At 71.3% G+C, this 19,514-nt stretch carries 18 protein-coding genes and 3 pseudogenes; 10 read left to right on the top strand and 11 right to left on the bottom strand.

Going from position 1 to position 19,514, the window contains the following annotated elements:
- The first annotated feature begins 20 nt into the window (after window positions 1–20).
- Window positions 21–938 carry a UbiA family prenyltransferase gene (locus NLX94_RS31140; RefSeq protein ID WP_254386465.1) on the top strand — a complete coding sequence of 306 codons (918 nt, stop codon included), beginning with the start codon at window positions 21–23 and terminating at the stop codon, window positions 936–938.
- Window positions 939–984: 46 nt separating this feature from the next.
- Here NLX94_RS31140 and NLX94_RS31135 read toward each other — a convergent pair whose 3' ends face one another.
- The gene (locus NLX94_RS31135; protein WP_254386464.1) at window positions 985–2,082 is read right to left on the bottom strand and encodes a glutamate--cysteine ligase; all 1,098 of its coding nucleotides are present in this window, start codon (window positions 2,080–2,082) and stop codon (window positions 985–987) included.
- A 242-nt stretch (window positions 2,083–2,324) separates the two neighbouring features.
- Between NLX94_RS31135 and NLX94_RS31130 the strand changes: the two are divergent.
- The 3 genes and pseudogenes from NLX94_RS31130 to NLX94_RS31120 form a co-directional block, all read left to right on the top strand.
- A pseudogene (locus NLX94_RS31130) lies at window positions 2,325–3,539 on the top strand (PP2C family protein-serine/threonine phosphatase).
- A 49-nt stretch (window positions 3,540–3,588) separates the two neighbouring features.
- Window positions 3,589–3,987, top strand: coding sequence for an ATP-binding protein (locus NLX94_RS31125; protein ID WP_254386463.1), 399 nt, complete (start codon window positions 3,589–3,591; stop codon window positions 3,985–3,987).
- Between the two features lie 6 nt (window positions 3,988–3,993).
- A pseudogene (locus NLX94_RS31120) lies at window positions 3,994–4,113 on the top strand (catalase); the annotation flags it as partial.
- Window positions 4,114–4,265: 152 nt separating this feature from the next.
- On the opposite strand, the gene NLX94_RS31115 reads toward NLX94_RS31120, so the two are convergent.
- Window positions 4,266–4,652 carry a hypothetical protein gene (locus NLX94_RS31115; protein WP_254386462.1) on the bottom strand — a complete coding sequence of 129 codons (387 nt, stop codon included), beginning with the start codon at window positions 4,650–4,652 and terminating at the stop codon, window positions 4,266–4,268.
- Window positions 4,653–4,802: 150 nt separating this feature from the next.
- On the opposite strand from NLX94_RS31115, the gene NLX94_RS31110 reads away from it, so the two are divergent.
- Window positions 4,803–4,991, top strand: a complete 189-nt coding sequence (locus NLX94_RS31110; RefSeq protein ID WP_254386461.1) for a DUF6381 family protein — start codon at window positions 4,803–4,805, stop codon at window positions 4,989–4,991.
- A 277-nt stretch (window positions 4,992–5,268) separates the two neighbouring features.
- Here NLX94_RS31110 and NLX94_RS31105 read toward each other — a convergent pair whose 3' ends face one another.
- The 6 genes and pseudogenes from NLX94_RS31105 to NLX94_RS31080 all read right to left on the bottom strand — a co-directional run bounded on the left by NLX94_RS31105 (window position 5,269) and on the right by NLX94_RS31080 (window position 10,228).
- A complete protein-coding gene (locus NLX94_RS31105) occupies window positions 5,269–5,511 on the bottom strand; it encodes a protealysin inhibitor emfourin (RefSeq protein WP_254386460.1) in 243 nt (80 codons plus the stop codon).
- A gap of 149 nt (window positions 5,512–5,660) precedes the next feature.
- Window positions 5,661–6,410 (bottom strand): annotated as a pseudogene (locus tag NLX94_RS31100) (phosphatase PAP2 family protein); the annotation flags it as partial.
- Window positions 6,411–6,574: 164 nt separating this feature from the next.
- Window positions 6,575–7,528: a YihY/virulence factor BrkB family protein gene (locus NLX94_RS31095; protein WP_254386459.1), complete on the bottom strand. Its 954-nt coding sequence runs from the start codon at window positions 7,526–7,528 to the stop codon at window positions 6,575–6,577.
- Window positions 7,529–7,610: 82 nt separating this feature from the next.
- Window positions 7,611–9,338, bottom strand: coding sequence for a diacylglycerol kinase family protein (locus tag NLX94_RS31090; protein WP_254386458.1), 1,728 nt, complete (start codon window positions 9,336–9,338; stop codon window positions 7,611–7,613).
- A gap of 173 nt (window positions 9,339–9,511) precedes the next feature.
- Window positions 9,512–9,940, bottom strand: coding sequence for a hypothetical protein (locus tag NLX94_RS31085; protein WP_254386457.1), 429 nt, complete (start codon window positions 9,938–9,940; stop codon window positions 9,512–9,514).
- Between the two features lie 6 nt (window positions 9,941–9,946).
- Window positions 9,947–10,228 carry a hypothetical protein gene (locus NLX94_RS31080; RefSeq protein ID WP_254386456.1) on the bottom strand — a complete coding sequence of 94 codons (282 nt, stop codon included), beginning with the start codon at window positions 10,226–10,228 and terminating at the stop codon, window positions 9,947–9,949.
- 113 nt (window positions 10,229–10,341) lie between these two features.
- Between NLX94_RS31080 and NLX94_RS31075 the strand changes: the two genes are divergently transcribed.
- Both NLX94_RS31075 and NLX94_RS31070 read left to right on the top strand, forming a co-directional pair.
- Window positions 10,342–11,085 carry a phosphate/phosphite/phosphonate ABC transporter substrate-binding protein gene (locus NLX94_RS31075; protein WP_254386455.1) on the top strand — a complete coding sequence of 248 codons (744 nt, stop codon included), beginning with the start codon at window positions 10,342–10,344 and terminating at the stop codon, window positions 11,083–11,085.
- Between the two features lie 268 nt (window positions 11,086–11,353).
- The gene (locus tag NLX94_RS31070; protein WP_254386454.1) at window positions 11,354–12,391 is read left to right on the top strand and encodes an RICIN domain-containing protein; all 1,038 of its coding nucleotides are present in this window, start codon (window positions 11,354–11,356) and stop codon (window positions 12,389–12,391) included.
- Between the two features lie 134 nt (window positions 12,392–12,525).
- Here NLX94_RS31070 and NLX94_RS31065 read toward each other — a convergent pair whose 3' ends face one another.
- From NLX94_RS31065 to NLX94_RS31055, 3 genes are all read right to left on the bottom strand, one after another.
- Window positions 12,526–13,317, bottom strand: coding sequence for a hypothetical protein (locus NLX94_RS31065; protein WP_254386453.1), 792 nt, complete (start codon window positions 13,315–13,317; stop codon window positions 12,526–12,528).
- Between the two features lie 171 nt (window positions 13,318–13,488).
- Complete coding sequence (locus tag NLX94_RS31060) at window positions 13,489–14,151, bottom strand: response regulator transcription factor (protein WP_254386452.1); 663 nt, start codon at window positions 14,149–14,151, stop codon at window positions 13,489–13,491.
- Window positions 14,126–15,298 carry a sensor histidine kinase gene (locus NLX94_RS31055; protein ID WP_254386451.1) on the bottom strand — a complete coding sequence of 391 codons (1,173 nt, stop codon included), beginning with the start codon at window positions 15,296–15,298 and terminating at the stop codon, window positions 14,126–14,128. The genes NLX94_RS31060 and NLX94_RS31055 overlap by 26 nt, the downstream gene beginning before the upstream one ends.
- Before the next feature lie 175 nt (window positions 15,299–15,473).
- Between NLX94_RS31055 and NLX94_RS31050 the strand changes: the two genes are divergently transcribed.
- The 3 genes from NLX94_RS31050 (at window position 15,474) to NLX94_RS31040 (ending at window position 19,429) form a co-directional block, all read left to right on the top strand.
- Window positions 15,474–17,720 (top strand): MMPL family transporter, encoded by a 2,247-nt coding sequence (locus NLX94_RS31050; RefSeq protein WP_254386450.1) that lies wholly within the window; start codon window positions 15,474–15,476, stop codon window positions 17,718–17,720.
- Window positions 17,721–17,979: 259 nt separating this feature from the next.
- Entirely contained in the window at window positions 17,980–18,918 is a 939-nt protein-coding gene (locus NLX94_RS31045) for a MerR family transcriptional regulator (protein ID WP_254386449.1), read from the top strand.
- Between the two features lie 58 nt (window positions 18,919–18,976).
- Window positions 18,977–19,429: an RpiB/LacA/LacB family sugar-phosphate isomerase gene (locus NLX94_RS31040; protein WP_254386448.1), complete on the top strand. Its 453-nt coding sequence runs from the start codon at window positions 18,977–18,979 to the stop codon at window positions 19,427–19,429.
- Window positions 19,430–19,514 lie beyond the last annotated feature (85 nt).

Here is a 19,514-nt window from a genome sequence, read left to right as displayed (position 1 = left end):
CGGACCCATAGCGTGGTGCGGTGCCCATCATCATGACCACCGCCGACGAAGGTGCAACCGTGCCCGCGGGGGCGACGGCCCGGCGGCCCGGCCGCGGGGGCTTCCTGGGGGTCCTGAAGGCCGGCCACCCCGTGCCTGCAGCCGGCGTCACCCTCCTCACGGCGCTGCTGGCCGCGGCCGTCGGGCTCGGGCCCGTCGCCGGAACCACGGCGGTGGCCGCGGTCGCGGCAGGCCAGCTGTCGATCGGCTGGTGCAACGACCGGCTGGACATGCGGCGCGACGTGGCAGCCGCCCGCCTCGACAAGCCGCTCGCCACGGGGGAGGTACGGCCCGGAGCGGTGACCGCGGCCGCCTGTGCGGCCCTGCTCGCCTGCGTACCGCTGTCGCTGGCCTGCGGCGCCCGGGCCGGCTGGGTGCACGTCGGCTGCGTCGCCGCAGCCTGGTCGTACAACCTGTGGCTGAAGCACACCCCCGCCTCCTGGCTCCCGTACACCGTCGCCTTCGGGCTGCTACCCGCCTTCCTCACGCTGACGTCGACCTTGACCTCGCCGTCGGCCGGATGGCCCCCGGTATGGCTCACAGCGGCAGCGGCTCTGCTGGGGACCAGTGCCCACTTCGCCAACGCCCTGCCCGACATCGACGAGGACATCGCGGGCGGCGTGCTGGGGCTCCCCCAGCGGCTGGGGCGACGCGCGTCCATCGCGATGGCGGCGGCTCTCGCCTTCGCCTCCTGCACGGTGGTGACGCTCGGCCCGCCCGGCCCGGTGACACTTGCCGGCCGGCTGCTGCTGGGCGTGACGCTGGCCCTGTGCCTGGCGGCACCGGCTGCGCCGCCCGCCCTCGCCCGCGGCCGGATGCCCTTCCTGATGATCCTGGCTCTGGCCGCAGCCGACGCCGTACTGCTGGTCCTGGCCGGACACACCCTGGCCGTCGGCTGACTGCGTCCTCCGGGTGGATTCCGGGCACAGGGTCGCCCTGGAGCACTCAGTCGGACTGCGCACCGCTGGTGATCAGTCCGATCAGCGCCGGCAACCCGCCGTCGGACACGGCGCGGCGCTGGCGGTCTGCCGGGGTGCCTTCCTGCAGCAGCCGGTGCGCGAGGGCACTGACCTCCCGGAGGTCACCGGCGTCTTCCAGGGCCGGTGTGATGTGGCGGATGAGAGAGCACAGGACGTCGCCGCTGCTTCCGGGGCGGCCGTCCGGCCTCATGAGGGTGCCGTTCAATCCGTATCGGGCCGCGTGCCAGCTCGAGGCCCGGAGGAATTCCGAGTCCGCCGCAGCGGCTGGCGGGATGCCCTCCTTCTCCTCGGCGATCGCCGTGGCGACCAGGGCGCGGACGATGCCGGCGAGCATCACGGCGTCGTCCGGCCTCAGTTGTACGTCCGGGCAGCGCACCTCCACGGTCGGGTAGCGGTCGGACAGCCTCGCCTGCCAGTAGACCTGTCCCCGGTCGGCGACCACTCCGGAGGCCACCAGCGCCTGCAGCCTTCGCTCGTAGTCGGCGATCCCGTCGAAGTGCGGAGGCATACCGCTGACGGGCCAGCGACTGAAGACGATCGTCCGCCAGCTGGCGAACCCGGTGTCCCGCCCGTCCCACAGCGGCGAGTTCGCCGACATGGCCAGCAGCGTCGGCAGCCACACCCGGATGCGGTTCAGTACGGCGACGCCCGTCTCGGCATCGGGAATCCCCACATGGACGTGCATCCCGCAGATGAGCTGCTCGTCCACCAGTTGACGCGCCTCGTCCTCCATCCTCAAGTACCGGGGAGCAGGGGTGACGGGCACGAGAAGAGGCCCGCGCACGGGCGCCGCGCCGGTCGCCGCGATCCGGCAGCCGCTGGCCTCTGCTGCCGACGCCAGCGCATGGCGCAGCCGCAGGAGGTGTCCCCCGACTTCCTCGAGACTCCAGCAGACGGGAGTGGCCACCTCGATCTGCGCCTGGAGCAGCTCGTCCTGGACTTCGCCCTGTTCCGTGAGGGCTCCGAGACCGGCCCTGCGGCGCACTTCCTCCACCAGTGGAGTCGGTACGGCGGTGGCCGGGTCCAGCAGCAGATACTCTTCCTCGACTCCGAAGGTGATCACCTCCTGCGGCTACCCACGCCTCCCATGATCACCCTCACCTGCCCGGTCAGATCCCGCTACGGGCTGGGACAGGGCCTCGGCACGGCGTGGCCGGGTCCGAGCGCGGCACCGCACCGGACGCAGCGCGGCCGACGCCCCGCACGGGGCGCGCATCCGGGCGGCCGCTGGATCGGGAAGTGGATGGCAGTGTGATTTCTCCGGTTCAGGCGGGAAGGGGTCTTCTGTGACTCGTGGAGGTTGCTGTGGCTCGTGATCGCATCGGGCTGGCTGAGATACTCGCATCGGCGGAGGATGCCGCCCCGGTGCGTTCCCTCGACGTGGTGGCACGCAATCTGCGCGACCGGTTCGGTGCGCTGTCTGTGTCGTTCCTGTTCGTCGACGTCGTCGGCAGACGCCTTCTGCGGGTCCATGACACCGCGCCCGCACACGAGGACAAACGCGCCGAGCAGGTCCCGCTTTCGGGGAGCGGCGTCTACGACGAGGTCCTGCGCAGCCAGCGACTGGTGCTGGCCGCGGACGGCGCACAGGGGCAGCGGGTGCTCGCGCCGGTAACGAACCGCGGTGACGTCATCGGCGTCCTGGAGCTGTTCCTGCCCCAGATCACCCCGGACGTGCTCGAGCAGGTCGAGGGGGCCGCGCACGCACTGGCGTAGATCATCGTCACGGACCGCAGGTTCACCGACCTCTACCACTGGGGCAACCGCACCACCGTGGTCAGCCTGGCCGCGGAGATCCAGCGCCAGCTCCTGCCGTCGGCCGCCTCCTGCGAAGCAGCGGAGTTCACGCTCGCCGGCGCCCTCGTCCCCGCCTCCGACATCGCCGGAGACACCTACGACTACAGCCTCGACAACGACACCCTGCACCTGTCCATCACGGACGCCATGGGCCACGACGTCAACGCCTCCCTCACGGCCACCCTGCTGGTCAACACCTCCCGCGGCGCCCGTCGCGCCGGAAGCGACCTCGTCGAGCAAGCCCGCCGGACCCACCGAGCCCTCCTCGACCACGGCAACCGGACCTTCGCCATCGGCCAACTGCTGCGCATCGCCCTCGACGGAACGGGCGCCCAGCTCGTCAACGCGGGCCACCCCTGGCCGCTGCGGCTGCGCGACGGTGCGGTCGACGAGCTGGACCTGGCCGTGGACATGCCCTTCGGTGTCGCCCATCAGGGCCCGTACCGCGCCCAGAACCTCGACCTGCGCCCCGGTGACCGCCTCCTGCTCCACACCGACGGCATGCAAGAACGCCAGGCGGGAGTAGTCGACCTGCCCGCGCTTCTCCGCAAGACCGCCACCGAGCACCCGCGCGAGGTCGTGCGCACCCTGGTCGCCGCGGTCAGCGGCGCCTACGGCGGCGGGCCGCCGAAAGACGATGCCACCGTCCTGTGCCTGGACTGGCACGGACCCCACACCTCAGGGCGGCAAGATCTCCACGGTGCGACGGAATGGGGTAATTGAGCACGGAGGGGGCAGGTGTCATAGAGGCCCCGATGTGAAAGGAGAAGCCGTGGCCACCGCCCCCGTCCTCGATCAGCCCGTGCCACGCACCGGCAAGCCCACGACATCAGCACGCAATGCCACTCGCCGCTTCCTCCACCACGCCGCACTCGCGAGGCCCCCGACCCGGCCCGAAAGCGCCGATGCGGTGCTCCTGATCGTCGCCGAACTCGTCACCAACGCGATCCGCCACACCAGCGGGCCCTGCACCCTGCACCTGGAACTGCGCGACGACCACATCGAGATCCGCGTCACCGACACCAGCCCCCGCCCACCCCAGCCACGCCCACCCCACACCGACGGAACCGGCGGCTGGGGGTGGTTGCTCATCAACCACCTCACCACCCACACCCACACCGAACCCACCCCCGACGGCGGCAAGACGATCTACGCCGATACCCCCTGGTAGCAGCGAGGTGTGCGGGGGCCGGTGCTGCTGCAGGACCACCACCTGCGGGAGAAGATCACTCACTTCGACCACGAGCGGATTCCCGAGCGCGCGGTGCACGCCCGGGGCGCGGCCGCCCACGGGATCTCCCACCTTCGGCCAGATCCCGATCAACCGGCCGCACGCCCCCGTCAACGACATACTCCGCGACGGCATGCACCAGACCGCCGGGCCCGCCCCGTACCGAGCCGCCGGTCGCCATCCGCCGCTTGGACGGTATTTCGGCCCACCGCCGCTCGCTACGGCATGTCCGGAGAGATCTTCGCAGCGTGCATGGTGAGTCGGCCGATCCGCGTTTCATGACTGGTCGCCGTCGAGCTGTGGTCGGTGGTCGAGTCCGGCCTGGCATCAGTGAGGTACCAGGTGGTGGGCGGAGCCGCCGACCCCGCCCTGATCTCCTCGATCTTGACGTTGCACGGCTCGGCGGGATCCTCCGTGGACAGGGCCCATTCCTGCGCCCCGGGCACGTCGGTGAGGACGCAGTCGTCGAGGATGATCGTGAGCACCTGCCCGGGCAGGCCGAGGTCCCCCTGAGGACCCAGGCCCGTCACCTCACCGCAGGTGAAGCGCTCTCCTCGGACGGTGACGTAGTAGCTGCTGGACACGTTCGCAACAGATTCGTTCATGCCCACCGCCTGCCCCGCCAGCCCCCTCCCAGACACCGTGACGGCATGGCTCTGAGAGAGCCTCGGGCCACGGACTGACCTCGCAGTGGCAGGTATGCGTCCGCCCTGTTTGGCTGGAGAGGACATACCCCTCCGACATGAGGATTGATCATGAGCACCGAAAGCCAGCCGAGCGAGCGCGCCCAGCAGATGCGTGACAAGGCACAAGAACTGGAGCAGGCAGCCCAGCGCGCAACGGATCCCGCGGAGCGGCAGCGGCTGACGGACAAGGCCATGCGCATTCGCGAGAAGAGCGAGCAGGAGAACGGCCCGGGCAGCGGAACCATGGACCCCATGTAGATCGCGCCGCCATCACCGGACCGACCCGGAGACCAGCGGTGGTCACTCAGCTGTAGCGGCGCTCCGAGCCGACCGGCCTGGCCGGGGACTTCGCCTTCCCGCCCGCCGCCGGGCCCGCACTTCCTTGATCTTGGCGATGGCGAACCCCACACCCTGGCCGGCGTACGGCGTCGTGGAGATCGGCCGGCGGCAGCCGGTAGGTCTTGATCGTCATGAGGTCACCCAGCAGCATGCTCAAGCTGGTCGGAGCGCGGTCTTCTTCCGGGCCGGGAGCGGGTCAGTCCCCCTCGCCGAGCACCGCACGGATCAGTTCCCGCTGGTCGCCGGTCAGGCCCGCCTCGTCGAGGTCGACCGTCTGGCCGTCGATCGTGATCCGGTAGTGGAAGCCGTCCGCGACCGGTCGTACGGCGCGCCGCGCGAGGCTCTCCCATTCCGCGGCGTCCCGCCGGACGGAGGTGTCGATCTTCCGCATCCTGTCCACGCCGGTGAAACCCCCGGAGCGACTGACAGTGATCAGCATGGCCGTTCTCCTTCGGATGTCGAAGCTGTCGGTGGACTCGCCTGCCCCCGATCGGGCGCTGCTCCCCCGCCGGGCACGCGCTGCGGGGCCAACGGCTGGAACTGGTCGGTTTCCGGCCGACGGCCGGCGGGTGGGGCGGGAACGGGCGGTTCGGTCGGGAGCACTTCGGGGTCGGGTCCGGTGAGTTCCGGCTCCAGGCCCTCGGCCACCACGCTGCGGCGCCGTCCGGTGTCGGACCGCCAGGCCTCGAAGACCAGCGCCGTCGCGGTGACCACCCCGAGGCCCAGCAGCCAGCCGCCCACGACGTCGCTGACCCAGTGGACCCCGAGCGCGACCCGCGTGTAGCCGACGCCCGCCACGGTGACCAGCGCGACCGCCCAGGGCAGCGCACGCCAGGCCCGCGGAATCAAAGGCAGCAGGACCAGCAGCAGGACGGCGCACGTGGTGGTCGCCGTCATCGCGTGGCCGGAAGGGAAGGAGAAGCCGGGCGCGTGGGCGACGGGGTCCGGCAGGTGAGGCCGCGCCCGCTCCACCGCGCTCTTGGCCAGGAGCCCGATCAGACCGCCGGCGACCGCCGTGACGCCGGCCCAGGCCGCCAGCCGCCAGGCGCGCCGGCTGACGAGCCAGGCCACGAGCACGGCGACCAGCAGGCGCATGGTGACCGGGTCCCACACCCAGTCCGAGAGCACGCGCAGGAGGGCCACCCGGTCCGGGTGGGCGAGCGCGGCGGCATGGAGACGTTCGGCCGCGCCCCGGTCCAGGCGGTGCAGTGGCACCCACTGGGACTCCACCACGACCAGGGCGAGGGCGAAGGGTACGGCTGCCACGGCCGTCGCGGCTGCGGCGAGCAGGAGTCTCGCGCCGAAGGTGGCGTCGGGCCCGGCGTGCCGCGCCAGCAGGCGCCGTAGCGGGGCTCGCGGAGGATCCGGGCGTCCTCCCGGACGCCCCGGCCCTCGCGGATGTCGCTGAACGCCTCGAGTACCTTCCGTGCGCCGTGCCATGGTGGCGGCTCCCTCTGGTGTGCGTGCGGTGGCGGGCCTCCGGCCGCCGGTGGCCGGGGCGGTCAGACCCCGGGGTCGTTCGTGACCGGCTCCCTCACCCCCGCCCGTACGGCTTCCAGCTGGGCGGCGAAGGAGAGGCCGAGGAAGAGCGCCATCGAGGTGAGGTAGGACCAGATCAGCAGGGCCACGATGGCGCTCAGGGGCCCGTAGACACTGGTGAAGGAGCTGCTCTCGCCGATGTAGAAGCTCAGCGCCCAGGTCGCGAGGTTCCACAGCACCAGGTGGACGACGGCCCCGAAGGCCAGCCACGTGTAGCCGGGTTGGTGCCGGCGCGGGGAAAGGCGGAAGATCGCGCTGGTGGCGAGGACGGCGAGCAGGATGCCCAGCGGCCAGCGCAGGAGTTGCCAGGCCTGCACGGTGTCGGGCGAGAGCCGGTACACCTCGGCCAGCGCGCGGGTCAGGTGGGTGCCCAGCACGGTGAGGATGAAGCTGAGTCCCAGCGGAAGTCCCGCGAGGGCCGCCATCACCAGGCCCCGGCTGTACTTGGCGAGGAAGGGGCGGTCCCGCTCGTTGCCGTAGATGCGGTTCGCGCCCCGTTCGACCTGGCAGAGGGCTGTGGTGACGTTGGCCAGGGAGAAGAGCAGGCCCAGCCACAGCGCGACCCGGCCGCCGTCGCCGGCGTGGCGTCTGCTCTCGCTGAGCGCGTCGTCCACGACGGCCTGTCCCGGGCCGTCGGTGAGCCCGCGGATGGTCAGCTCGGCGACCAGGCCCACGTCCTCGGTGTGCAGCACCCCCGACAGGCCGATGGCGGCGATGGCCAGCGGGACGATCGACAGGACGGTCTGGAGGGCGAGCGCGCGGGCGTGGCTGAAGCCGTCGGCATAGCGGAAGCGCACGAAGGAGTCCCGGGCCAGGCTCCAGCCGCCGTAGCGGCGCAGGGCGGTCCACGCCTCGTCGGCGGAGAGCTCCTCGCCGCTCACGTCATGGCGTTGCGGTACGCGTTTCGCGGTGCCCATCGTGTTCCTGCCTTCCGGTGTCGTGTGGAGCCCGCGGACCTACGGGGCTTGCGTCGGCCGGTGTTGAGGGGGGCGCCGGACTTCAGGACGCTGTGCCGGGGACCCTGGCCGGAAGCTGCTCGGCGGGTGGGGCCTGCGGCGCCCCGGGCGCGCGGGGCAGGTACACCTGCAGGGCTCCCGGTTCGATCTCGGCGGTGAGGCGGACGCCGTCGCTCACGGCATCACCGTCGAGCTCCCGCGGCTGCGGTACGGCGCAGCGGACGTCGATCCGGGTGGCGCTGAAGTACTCCAGCACTCCCCCGGCCTCGCTGTCCCCCTCCGGGGCGGCCGCGCCGGGGCCTGCGGGCGGGCGCCGGCGCAGCAGGCGGGCCGTCAGGTAGCCGGCCGCGGCGAGCCATCCGGCGGGGCCGCGCGGGTCGAAGAGCACCACGTCCAGGCGTCCGCTGTCCGGCTGCGCCGCCGGCAGGAGCGGCAGGCCGCCCTGCAGGGTGCCGACGTTTCCGATGACGACCATGCGGGCCCGGCGCCGCAGCCTGCGGCCCCCGTCGACGCGGATCGTGAGGCGGACGCCGGGGTCGCGCAGGTGCCGCAGGGCCGACAGGACGTACGCGGCCCAGCCCATCCGTGACTTGAGGCGCGGGGAGGCGTCCCGGACCATCGCGGCGTCGAATCCGGCACCTGCCATGACGGTGAACCGCATCGGCTCGAGCCCGTCGCCCCGGACCCGGCCGACGTCGATGCCGAAGCTCTCGCCTGCCAGGGATGCGGCCAGGGCGGCGGCCGGATCCATCGGGAGGCCGAGGTTGCGGGCGAGGAGGTTTCCGGTGCCGCAGGGTACGACGGCCAGCGGGATGCGCGTGCCCGCCAGGATCTCGGTGCAGGCGCGCAGGGTGCCGTCGCCTCCGCAGACCACCACGAGGGTGGGGCGGAGGGTGCCGAGCTCCTTCGCCAGGGTGCCGCAGGGGAAATCGCTGGAGGTCGGGATCCACCGGAGGTCCCGGTGGCCGTGCTCGCGCAGAACAGTGGCCAGCCGGTCGGCGAGCTCGTCGGGGCAGCCGTAGGGGTGGCGCACGACGAGGACCGGACCGCCGGTGCTGCGCGGGGCGGGCACCTCCCGGTCGGGCCGCTCCGTTGCGTCGTGCTCCGCAGCGGACCGTCGCCCGCAGAGCAGTGCGAACCAGGTGATCAGCAGGGTCAACGTGCCGTTGAGCAGGCCGCCCGCCACATCGCTGGGGTAGTGCATGCCGCGGTACATCCGCGACAGGCCGACGGCCGGCGGGATCAGCAGGAGGGTGCCGGTGACCGCGTAGCGCCACGGGCCGCGCAGGCGCATCGCGGCGATGACGGCCAGCCCTCCGTAGAGTGCGAGGGAGGCCCCGACGTGCCCGGAGGGGAAACTCGACGTGGGTGGTGCGGCTTCCTGGTGAGGAACGTCGGGCCGCGGGCGGTCCACGAAGGCAGTCACCGTCACGAACACCGCTGACTGCGCGGCCACCGAGACGCCGAGAAACAGTGCCTCGCTGCGCAGTGCGACGCGTGGGAGGACGAGCAGGGCGACGATGCAGACCAGGGTCACGCCGATGACGGCCTGGGTGCCGGCGAGTACGGAGAACAACTCCGTGACTCCGGACGTGACCGGGTCCCGGCCCTCCGCCAGGTCCCTGCCGATCGAGGCCTCCGCCGACAGCGGCCAGTGTCCGGCGCCCGGTCCGGTGACCAGCCGTCCCAGCCCGCCCATCAGGGCCGCCTGCACGGGAAGGAGCAGGAGCGGTCCGACACCACGCGCGGAGGATCCGCAGCTTCGCTTCATGGATGCCTTCTGGCCCGCGTCGACCGAAAGATGCGCGCCCCCCGTCTGCCGCCGCTGCTCCGGAACCGGAAACGGCCCCGACTCGTCGGGTCGGGGCCGTTCAGACGCCGGTTCAGGCGATGGGGTCCGGCCAGACGGTCGGCGCAGACCCTGTGCTCGGCCGGGTCGAGCTTTCAGAGCTCGGCACGCGTGGCGGACTGGGCGGCCCGAACGGCCACGTTGGCCGCGTCCTCTACGAGCGGCGCCGTCCGGCCCCCGCCGTCGGTCAGGGTCCAGCCGCACAGCGCCGCCCACGCCAGCGCTGCCGAGGCCGCCTTGGCGCGCTCGGTCCGGTGGGCCAGGAAGGTACCGAAGAGCAGCGCGTCCCCCGCGTCGATGGCAACCCGGCACAGTACGACCGTACGCAGCGCGCTGCCTTCGGGGACCGCGACCATGGCCGCGCCGACGACGGCGTCGCGGACGCCGAGGGCACGGATCAGCAGGGCGGAGGAGCCCTGTTCTGCCAGGCCGCAGGGGCGGGCCAGCACCTTGGGTCGGCAGGCGACCACCACGCCGTACCCGAGGGTGGCCACACCCATCACCCGTGCCGCTGTGGTGCGCATCCGCGATCACTCCCTTTCGTTGGTTCCGGCTGGGCCGGCCGACGGCTTCGGGCCGTACGGGCGGTCCTGCTCCTCGCGGCCGATCCCCGCGCGCTGCTGCTTCGCCTCGTGTCCGTCGGCATCCGCTTCGCCGCCTCCCGCGTCGGAACGCCGGACGACGGCTTCGTCGGCCTGCCGGCGGGCCTCGCGGTCGCCGCTCTCCCCCTGGGCCTCGGACGGGGTGGTACGCGGGTGACGCCGGGAATTCTCGTGGGCCGTCATCTCGTCCTCCTTCGGTGGTGCGCTCATGCAGCGACTACCCCGTGCCGTCGCCCCCAGACGCCCCGCGCGCCCCCGCATGTGCAGGCTCTCCCCCCAGGGGCAAGACTGGATGGTGCGTCCCGAGCTGCACTGGAGGACCAATGAATGCAATTTTCTTGCACGACGCGAACCTGAGGCTCGAGGTCGACTCACCAGAATGGTCCGCATTCATCAGGGAAAACGGCATTCACGTCACCGGATATCACGGCGACATGGCTCCGCTGACCGAGCAGCTCGAGAAACACACGGCGACATTCTCCTACCTTCCCGTACTCAACGATTTCTATCTGCGCAATGACCCCGCGTACGCGCCGATCGCCAGTGCCGTATACGCGGCGGACGGCACCACGGGCATCCCGAGCGTGCTCATCGTCCTCGCGGACAGCGAGGTCACCACAGCCGGCCAACTTCGCGGCAAGAGGCTTGCCATAGCGCACCGCTTCTGCACAACGAGCTTCCTCGCACCGACACTGCTGGCTCATGACCTGGGAAGCCGTATCGATGAATTCTTCAGTGAACTCGTCATCACGCCACCCTACGAGGGGCAGGTGGAGGCGGTGGTAACAGGTGCGGCGGACGCGACATTCATTCAGGAGGACGTCTGGATGAAAGACCAGGCCAATGCCGGAACAACTCGCCCGATCGCCCGGCGGGACCACCTGCCGACCCCCCTGTTCATTGTCAGCGAAGACGCTTCACCTCAGCTGCGCTCGGCCACCCTCGATTTCCTGCTGAAATACCGACCGCAGAAGAGCGGCTCCGCACTGTTCTCCGGATTCGCCCCGTACGACGCCGCGACGGTCGAGGAGACCTTCCGGACGGCCGCAGAAGCGATCTCCAACTGAATTCCCGGACCACAGCAGGAAGAATGCCGAACAGCTGCCGGGGTCACCCGTCGGTTCGGCCCGGCGGACTCACCGGCCGCACTCTCGGCACTTCGACGAAACGGCGCACCGCATGGCCCCCGTCGCTGTGGCCGGATGACGTTTGTCCGGAACCGGGTGTACCCCGGCGCCTCTTTCACGGCTCTTGGCGCACGTAGCTGTGCTCGCCACCCTTTGAGGAGAAGCCGTGCGTTCGAGAAGGAAACTGTCGGTTCTGGCCGCTGTCTGTGTGAGTGCCCTGGCGGCCGCGGGGCTGGCACAGCCCGCACTCGCGGACGGCTCGGTCAACGGGCCCGTCGAGAACTGCAACGCCGCGGCCGCCGTGTCGCCGGGGTCCTTCGGCACCGGCGCGCTGTCGTGGTGCATCCTGGCGTCCCAGCAGAGCGGTCAGGCCAAGAAGCTGGCCCGCGAGGGGTTCGTCAAGGGTCTGCTCGACATGCTGACGAACCACACCGGCGGCAATTACAACATCATGATTTTCGACATCAAGGGCAAGAACGCGTTCGGGGACCCCTGGTTCGTCCACCCCTACACCGCGAACCTCAAAGACGTGGCGTACCAGGGCGACATCGAGTACCACGACGCAACCTCGCGCGAGGACCAGACCTACCGTATCTGGATCTTCTCCGGCGGCGGCAGCTTCACCAACCACGGCGACGGCGGATGGATCAACTGGGGCTTCTACGGCCTGTGGGACCGCAACGGCTCCACCGTCGACTTCCGCCCCACGATGGTGCCGGCCACGACCCCCGGCGTCCCCAAGGGCGAGACGCCCGGTCCCGGCGACACCCCCATCACGCCGGGCGTACCCGCCCAGCCCGGCCCCCGTCCCGGCTTCCGCGCCGACAGCGCGGCGACGACGCCCTCCCGGTCAGGCCGCCCGCCCGTCGGAGTCCCGGTGCGCCTGAAGACCGTCAACAACCTCGGGGCTGCCGCGACGAACGCCGCCTCCGGCTCGACGGTGGTCGCGGGGAAGCTCGGTGACACCAACTCCACGTGGACGTTCAAGGAGGCGGGCGGCGGCCGCTACGAGATCGCCAACGGCCTCGGTCCGGTCCTCACCGAGAACACGAGCACCTACTTCGCGTCCATCACCACCTGGAAGGGCGGCGCCGCCCAGAAGTGGGAGGTCATCCCCATCAAGGGCGACACCTACCAGATCAGGATCAGCGACCAGGACTGCCTGACCTACCACGAGGACTACAAGAAGCTCGGCGTGTGGACCTGCGACGGTTCCCAGGGCCAGCAGTGGACCATCGCCCGCTGAGCAGCACCCCCACGGGGCCCGCAGCCGGGCCGCCGGTCGGGCCGATGTTCATGAAATGGTGCCGGGGATTTCAGCCGAGCCTGCGGCCTTGACGGCGTCGACGACGCGTTCCTGGAGCGCAGCCAGACCGTCTGTCAGCCGCGCGGTGGAAGCTGGTCGTAGGTCTTGAACGTGTAGTACGCGGACAGGTTGATCGAGTTTCCGGTCGTGGCGGGGAGGCCGAGGCGGTGGTTGACGAGGCCGCCGAGGGGGCCGCAGCCCGTCGCGGCCGGGGTGGTGAAGGTGTCGTCGTACGCGTTGAACTTGATGATCGGCGGGGTCTTGGAGACCAACTGGGCGCTGCCCAAGCGCTTGAGACGGAATTCGATCGGGGCGTCGCCGCCGCCGATGACGCAGCCGTCGGGCAGGGCGGGGCTGACGGCGCGGAAGCGCAGGGTGAACAGGCCCATGTTGTTCCCGACGGAGTAGAAGTCGGAGCGCCCGCCGTACTCCGGCTGGAGTGACAACGCCATCCACGGGTTGTGCGCGCCGGCGGGTCGGCCCAGGATCCCGCCGGGCACGGTGGTCGGTCCACCGCGCAGGGCGCCCCAGACCTGGCCGTTCGAGCCATCGGGGAGGGGGCCCTCGGCGTGGGTGATGGTCATCGGGGCGAGCTCGGGGAGGGTGCGGTTGCCGAGGGTCAGCGAACCGGTGGCGGTCAGGACTTCGCACTTCCAGCGGGTCGCGTCGACGCCGTCGGGGATGGCGGGGCAGTCGCTGAAGTCGTAGGCGGGGGCGGCGGAGGGGGCGTTGGCGGCGGGCGCTTCGGCGGCCTCGGCAGCCCCGGTGGCGGTGAAGGCTGCGACGCCGAACACGGCGGCGAAGGCGATCCCGGCGCCGGTGCGGTGGAGGCCGGCCTGCGTGCGCTTGTCAGTGGTGATCTGCATGCCCTCAGCGTGCCGCCGGGCCCCCGACGCGGGCTATCGGGGCGGCCCCTTGGTGCACCCCGAGCTGACCCTGATGCCACATCAGGGTGCGTCCCCTGTAGGGAACTTGGTCCCACCCAGGCGGGTGGCAAAGAGTGCCTTCACTTCATGGGGCCCGGCCCTGCACCCGGCTCAGGTTCCGGGGAGGATGCGGCGCGTTTCGTAGGCCCACATCGCGATCTCGACCCTGTTGCGGGCGCCGAGTTTGGCCATCAGGCTGGCCAAGTGCGTTTTCACCGTGCTGAGGCTGATGTGCAGCGCGTCGGCGATCTCGGTGTTGGTCAGCCCGCGGGCGACCGCCAGGAGCACCTGCTCCTCGCGGGCGGTGACGGGGGCGATCGGCTGGGCCGCGGGCCGGCCGGCGGGCAGGTCCGCGAACGCCTGGAGCAGACGGACGGTGACGCTGGGGGCGATGAGCGCCTCGCCGTCGGACGCCGACCGTACGGCCTGCGCCAGAAGGTCCGGTCCCGTGTCTTTGAGGAGGAATCCGCGGGCGCCTGCACGCAGCGCGCCGTAGACGTACTCGTCGAGGTCGAACGTGGTGATGACGACCACGGCCAGTGGGTCGGCGACGCCCGGGCCGGCGACCAGCCGGGTGGCCTCGAGCCCGTCGATCACGGGCATGCGGATGTCGAACAGGCAGACGTCGGGGCGCAGTTCGCGGGCGAGACGTACCGATTCCTGTCCGTCGGCGGCCTCTCCGACCACCTCGATGCCGGGCTGGGCGTTCAGCATGATGCGCAGCCCGGTGCGGATGATGGTCTGGTCGTCAGCGACGAGGACGCGGATGGGCACCGGTCCGGGTCCTTCCTCTCGGGAGCTCGGCTTCGACGTGCCAGCCCTGGTCGGTACCGGGGCCGGCTCGTAGTGTGCCCCCGAGCAGGGTCGCGCGTTCGCGCAGTCCGGTAAGTCCGTATCCGTCGCGGCCCCGGCCGGTGCGTTGGCCGTTGTCGCGCACGCTCACCCGTACCGTGTGCCGTTCGGCGGCGACCCGGACGACGACCTCGGTCGCGTCGACCGCATGGCGCATCGCGTTGGTCACCGACTCCTGCACGATGCGGTAGACGGCCGCGTCCACGGCCGGGGGCAGCGCGTCCAGTTCGCCGTCGAGTGCCAGGTCCACCCTGAGGCGGCCACCCGGGGTCCGCACCAGGCGCTCCAGATCCGCGATGCCGGCAGGCGGTGCCAGCTCGGCGCCGGCCCCGCGGTTGCGCAGTGTGGCGACCATGGCGCGCATCTCCTCCAGAGTGCGCGCCCCTTCCTCCTCGATCCCCTCCAGCGCCTCGACGGCGGCGGACGGGTCGGTGGCCGCGAGCACCCGGCCCGCCTGGGCGATGATCACCATGGCCGACACGTGGTGGGCCACCGTGTCGTGCAGTTCCCGGGCGAGCTGCTCGCGCTCGCGGGAGCGTACTTGGTCCAACTGCCGCTCGCGAGCGGTCACCCGGAACCGCACGGCAGCTCCGGCCACGCCGTTCAGCAGCAGGAAGGCGAAGCCCGCAAGCTCCTCCACGACCGGCGTCTCGTCCGTGACGGTCACAAGGGCGCAGGCCGCGAGGATCACTGCGCCACCGAGCACGGTCTCCCGTCCCGATCCCCAGCGGGGCAGCGCGTACACCAGCAGGAGCACGACCGCGCCGGTGTCCAGGCCGACCGGTCCGCGCGGTGCGGCGACCAGCGAGGCCAGTTGGAGGAGGATCACCGAGCCGAACGCCAGATTGACCATCGCCAGTGGGCGGGTCCGGCGCCACAGGGGCAGCAGGCACAGCCAGACGGCGAACACCACCGCCACCGGCCGCCACACGACGTTCTCGCGCAGGGTGGCCTCCAGCACCACACCGCCCAGGGCCACGGCGAGCAGCGCCCAGTCCCGCCACACCCGGGCGGGCGCGTCGGGCGGCCGGGGTTCGGTCCACAGGGTGCGCAGGTCGTCTCGTAGCACGGTTCTCAGCGTAGGGACCGCGCCGTGCCGCGCATCGGCCGAAAGTACGGGCACTCACTCCGACTTGGGGACGAGGGATCCGCGGCCCGCGAGCCGATGCCGCCGAGGGCCGTGGCTACGAGCCTTGGCATCGGCGGCCGTACAAGGACGGCCGACGAGGTGGTTGGAGAACCCGATGCTCTCGAACGTTCTGTTGCGCCTGGGCGGGGGCGCCGCCCGCCATCCCTGGCGGGTGATCGCGGCATGGCTGATCGCCGCCACGCTTGCCGTCCTCGCCGCGATCGCCTTCGGCGGGCGGACCGCGGACTCGATGACCGCTCCGGGGCTGGACTCCCAGCGGGCCGCGGAACTGATCGAGCGGGCCGGTACCGGCCAGGAGGGGATGACCGCCCAAGTGGTCGTCACCCCTCTCGACGGCGGTGCGACGTTCTTCGGCCACAGCAGCGCCCGCACCGCTCTCACGCGGCTGCAGACCGAGGTGGAGCGGCTGCCGCACGTGCTCGGCACGAGCGACCCGGCGGGGGCGCTCGACGCGGGCGGGGACACCGCCGTGCGCGGCGGCCTTGTCTCGGCCGACGGGCGGATCGCGGTCGTCCGGGTGCAGTACCCCGACCAGAGCCGGCTGTCGGCCGAAGACCTCGGCGCCCTCGTCGATCTCGGCGACCGGCTGCGCGCCGAACTGCCCCTGCGCATCGAGATGGGCGGGAACCTCTTCTACGCCTTCTCCGAACCCAACGGCGGCGTGAGCGAGCTGATCGGCATCCTCGCCGCGGCCGCGATCCTGTTCCTGGCGTTCGGTTCGCTCGTAGCCGCCGCGCTGCCGATCGGCATGGCGGTCTTCGGGCTGACCATCGGAGTCGCCACGATGACGGTGCTGGCGGGGGTGACGGACGTCCCGACCTTCGCTCCCGTCCTGGGCAGCATGGTCGGGCTCGGAGTGGGCATCGACTACGCGCTGTTCGTGCTCGCCAGGCACCGGGAGTACCTCGCGCGCGGGCTCACTCCCCACGAGGCGGCGGGGCGAGCGGTGGCCACGGCGGGGAGGCCCGTGGTCTTCGCCGGCGGCGTCGTCGTCGTATCGATCCTCGGCCTGGCGGTCGCGAACGTGCCGTTCATGACGGTGGGCGGGATCGCCGTCTCGATCGTCGTTCTGATCATGGTGGTCGCGTCGGTGACGCTTCTGCCGGCCTTCCTCGGCGCCGCCGGCCCGCGCCTGGCCCGGGCCGGCCGGATCGGCCGGGCACTGCAGTCCGGGAAGCCGGGCCGACTCGCGCGGCGCCGGGACCCGGTGGCGGGGGCCGCTCCCGCCGCCGGCTGGCGGCGCTGGATCGGGCACGTCAGCCGGCATCCGGTGCTGTACGCGATCGGGGCGGCGGGGCTGCTGCTGGCCGCGACGCTGCCCGTGCTCGGCCTGCGCGTCGGCCTGCCCGACGACGGCTCGCAGCCCCCCAGCCGTACCGAGCGCCGCGCCTACGACCTCGTAGCCGAGGGGTTCGGCCCGGGCACCAACGGTCCCCTCGTCATCGCCGCGGACCCCGCCGGTGATCCGGGAGTGCTGGACCGGCTCGTCGGGGCGGTCTCGGCGGATCCGGGCATCACGTCCGTCGCGCCGACGCACATCGACCGGGCCACCGGCATCGCGACCCTCGTGGTGTTCCCGGCCACCAGCCCCCAGGACAAGGCCACGGCCGACACCATCGCCCGGCTGCGCACCGGCGTGCTGCCCACGGCGATCGGGGACGGCCCGGCCAGGGCCCACGTCGGCGGCGCCACCGCGAGCCTGTCCGATGTGGGCCGACGCACCAGCCAACGCCTGCCCGTGCTCGTCGCCGCCGTGCTGGCGATGTCGTTCCTGCTGCTGATGCTGGTCTTCCGCTCGGTACTCGTACCGCTCAAGGCGGTACTGCTGAACCTGCTGAGCATCGGCGCGGCCTACGGCATCATGGTCGCGGTCTTCCAGTGGGGCTGGGGAGGCGCACTCATCGGGCTGGAAGCGACGGTTCCGATCGTGTCGTTCATCCCGATGTTCCTCTTCGCCATCCTGTTCGGCCTGTCGATGGACTACGAGGTGTTCCTCCTCTCCCGCGTAAGCGAGGAGTACCTGCGCACCGGCGACAACGGCACGGCGATCGTCGAGGGCATCTCGCGCACCGCCCGGATCATCACCTCGGCCGCCCTCATCATGGTGGCGGTCTTCCTGTCCTTCGCCGTCGCCGAGGACCCCTCCACCAAGATGTTCGGGCTCGGCCTGGCCACCGCGATCTTCATCGACGCCACGGTCGTACGCATGGTGCTGGTACCGGCGACCATGACGCTCCTCGGCCGGGCCAACTGGTGGCTGCCGAGGTGGCTGGACCGGATGCTTCCCCGTGGCCCGGTCGGCACCGAGGGCGCCGACGCGGACGCGCAATCCAGGGGGTGAGTCCCCCTCGTCCACGGCTGGTTGACCGTTGACTCAGCTCCGGCCCACCCGGTCTTTCACATCCAAGACGGTGGCACCGTCTCGCAGCCGAGACCTCCGAGCCGGTCGAGGCGCCCACGAGCGCGCCGCGCTTCTGAAGCCGGCGCACCCTGGGCACGGGCTCGGACGCATACTCACACGGGGCCGCCGTCGGCCGGTCGGGGCACCGCTGGGGAATGGCCTTGAGTCTCCAGTGACTGGAGACTGCAGAGTGGGGGACATGGACGCTACGACCCTCTACTCGATCGGGGAGCTTTCCCGGCGGACCGGCTTGTCCGTGAGGACCATCCGGTTCTACTCCGATTCGGGGGTGGTGGCGCCGACCACCCGTACCCCCGCCGGCTACCGGCTCTACGACCTCGACGCACTGCTCCGTCTGGAACTCCTCCGCACCCTGCGCGAGCTGGGCATGGACCTGCCCACGATTCAGCGCGTACTGGACCGCGAGCTCTCGGTGGCGGAAGTCGCCGCAGCGCACGCCGACGCCTTGGAGCTCCAGATCCGGATGCTGCAACTGCGTCGGAGCGTTCTGCGCGTCGTGGCCGGCCGCGGGTCCAGTCCCGAGGAGACCCAGCTCATGCACAGGCTCACGCAGTTGTCCGGCGAGGAACGCCGACGCCTGATCGACGATTTCATCGACGGCACCTTCGGCACCGTGGATGCCGACCCGGCCGCAGTGGCCATGGTGCGCGCCGCCACGCCCGACCTCCCCGATGATCCGACCGACGAGCAGGTCGCCGCGTGGGTGGAACTCGCCGAGCTGGTCGGCGACGAGGACTTCCGTGCCCGGATGCACCGGACGACCCTGCGCCAGGCCGCCGGGCGCCCGCTCGACATCGAACGCGACGCCGGCGAGGAGCTGATGGAGTTCACCCGCCAGAAGGTGACCGAGGCCAGAAACTCGGGCATCGACCCGCTCAGCAACAGGGCCGCACCCGTCATCGACGACCTAGTGCACCGCTTCGCCGAGGTGTTCGCGCGCTCCCCCGACTCGGAATTCCGGCATTGGATGGCGCAACAGTTCGAAGAAGCACACGATCCCAGGGTGGACCGGTACTGGCGGCTGGTGTGGATCGTCAACGGCTGGCAGGTAGTACCGAACCTGACCCCGGTGTACCCCTGGCTTACCCAGGGCCTGCGAAATGACCGCGCCGCATAGTCACTGCATTGCGCGACTCGCGGGGACCGTCCGCTTCTCGGCCGGTTAGTCTCGGAGCATGCGGATCTCCGTTTCCTCGGACATGGACGAACCCGTGGCTCGCGCACTCCTCGGGCAACTGCGCGACCTCGGACACGACGTGGTGACGTACGGGGCACTGAGCCCCGGCGATGATCCGCAGTGGGCAGCCTGCTCCGAGGCAGCGGCCCGCGAGGTCGCCGCCGGTAACGCCGACCAGGCCGTCGTGTGCTGCTGGACCGGGACAGGCGCGTCGATCGCCGCGAACAAGGTTCCCGGCGTACGCGCGGCACTGTGCACGGACGCCTACACGGCGGACGGTGCGCGCCGCTGGAACGATGCCAACGTGCTCGCACTCAGCCTGCGTCTGACCTCCGAACCGCTACTCAAGGAGATCCTCGACGCCTGGTTCGCCGCTGAGGCGAGCACGGATCCCGATGACCAGGAGAACGTCGCGCGCGTCGAACTGCTCGACAAGAGCAGAAACCGGTAGGCCATCGCGATCGCCTGCTGGGCGCAGGCTCGTTTCTGCGGTGAATTCGGCCACCCGCGCGGGTGAGTTGTCCGCCGAGGGCCTT

This window comes from Streptomyces sp. TBY4 (genome assembly GCF_024213195.1).
In the GTDB taxonomy this organism is placed as follows: domain Bacteria; phylum Actinomycetota; class Actinomycetes; order Streptomycetales; family Streptomycetaceae; genus Streptomyces.
The sequence above is the reverse complement of the archived record's forward strand: the minus strand, read 5'-3'. Positions and strand labels throughout refer to the sequence as shown.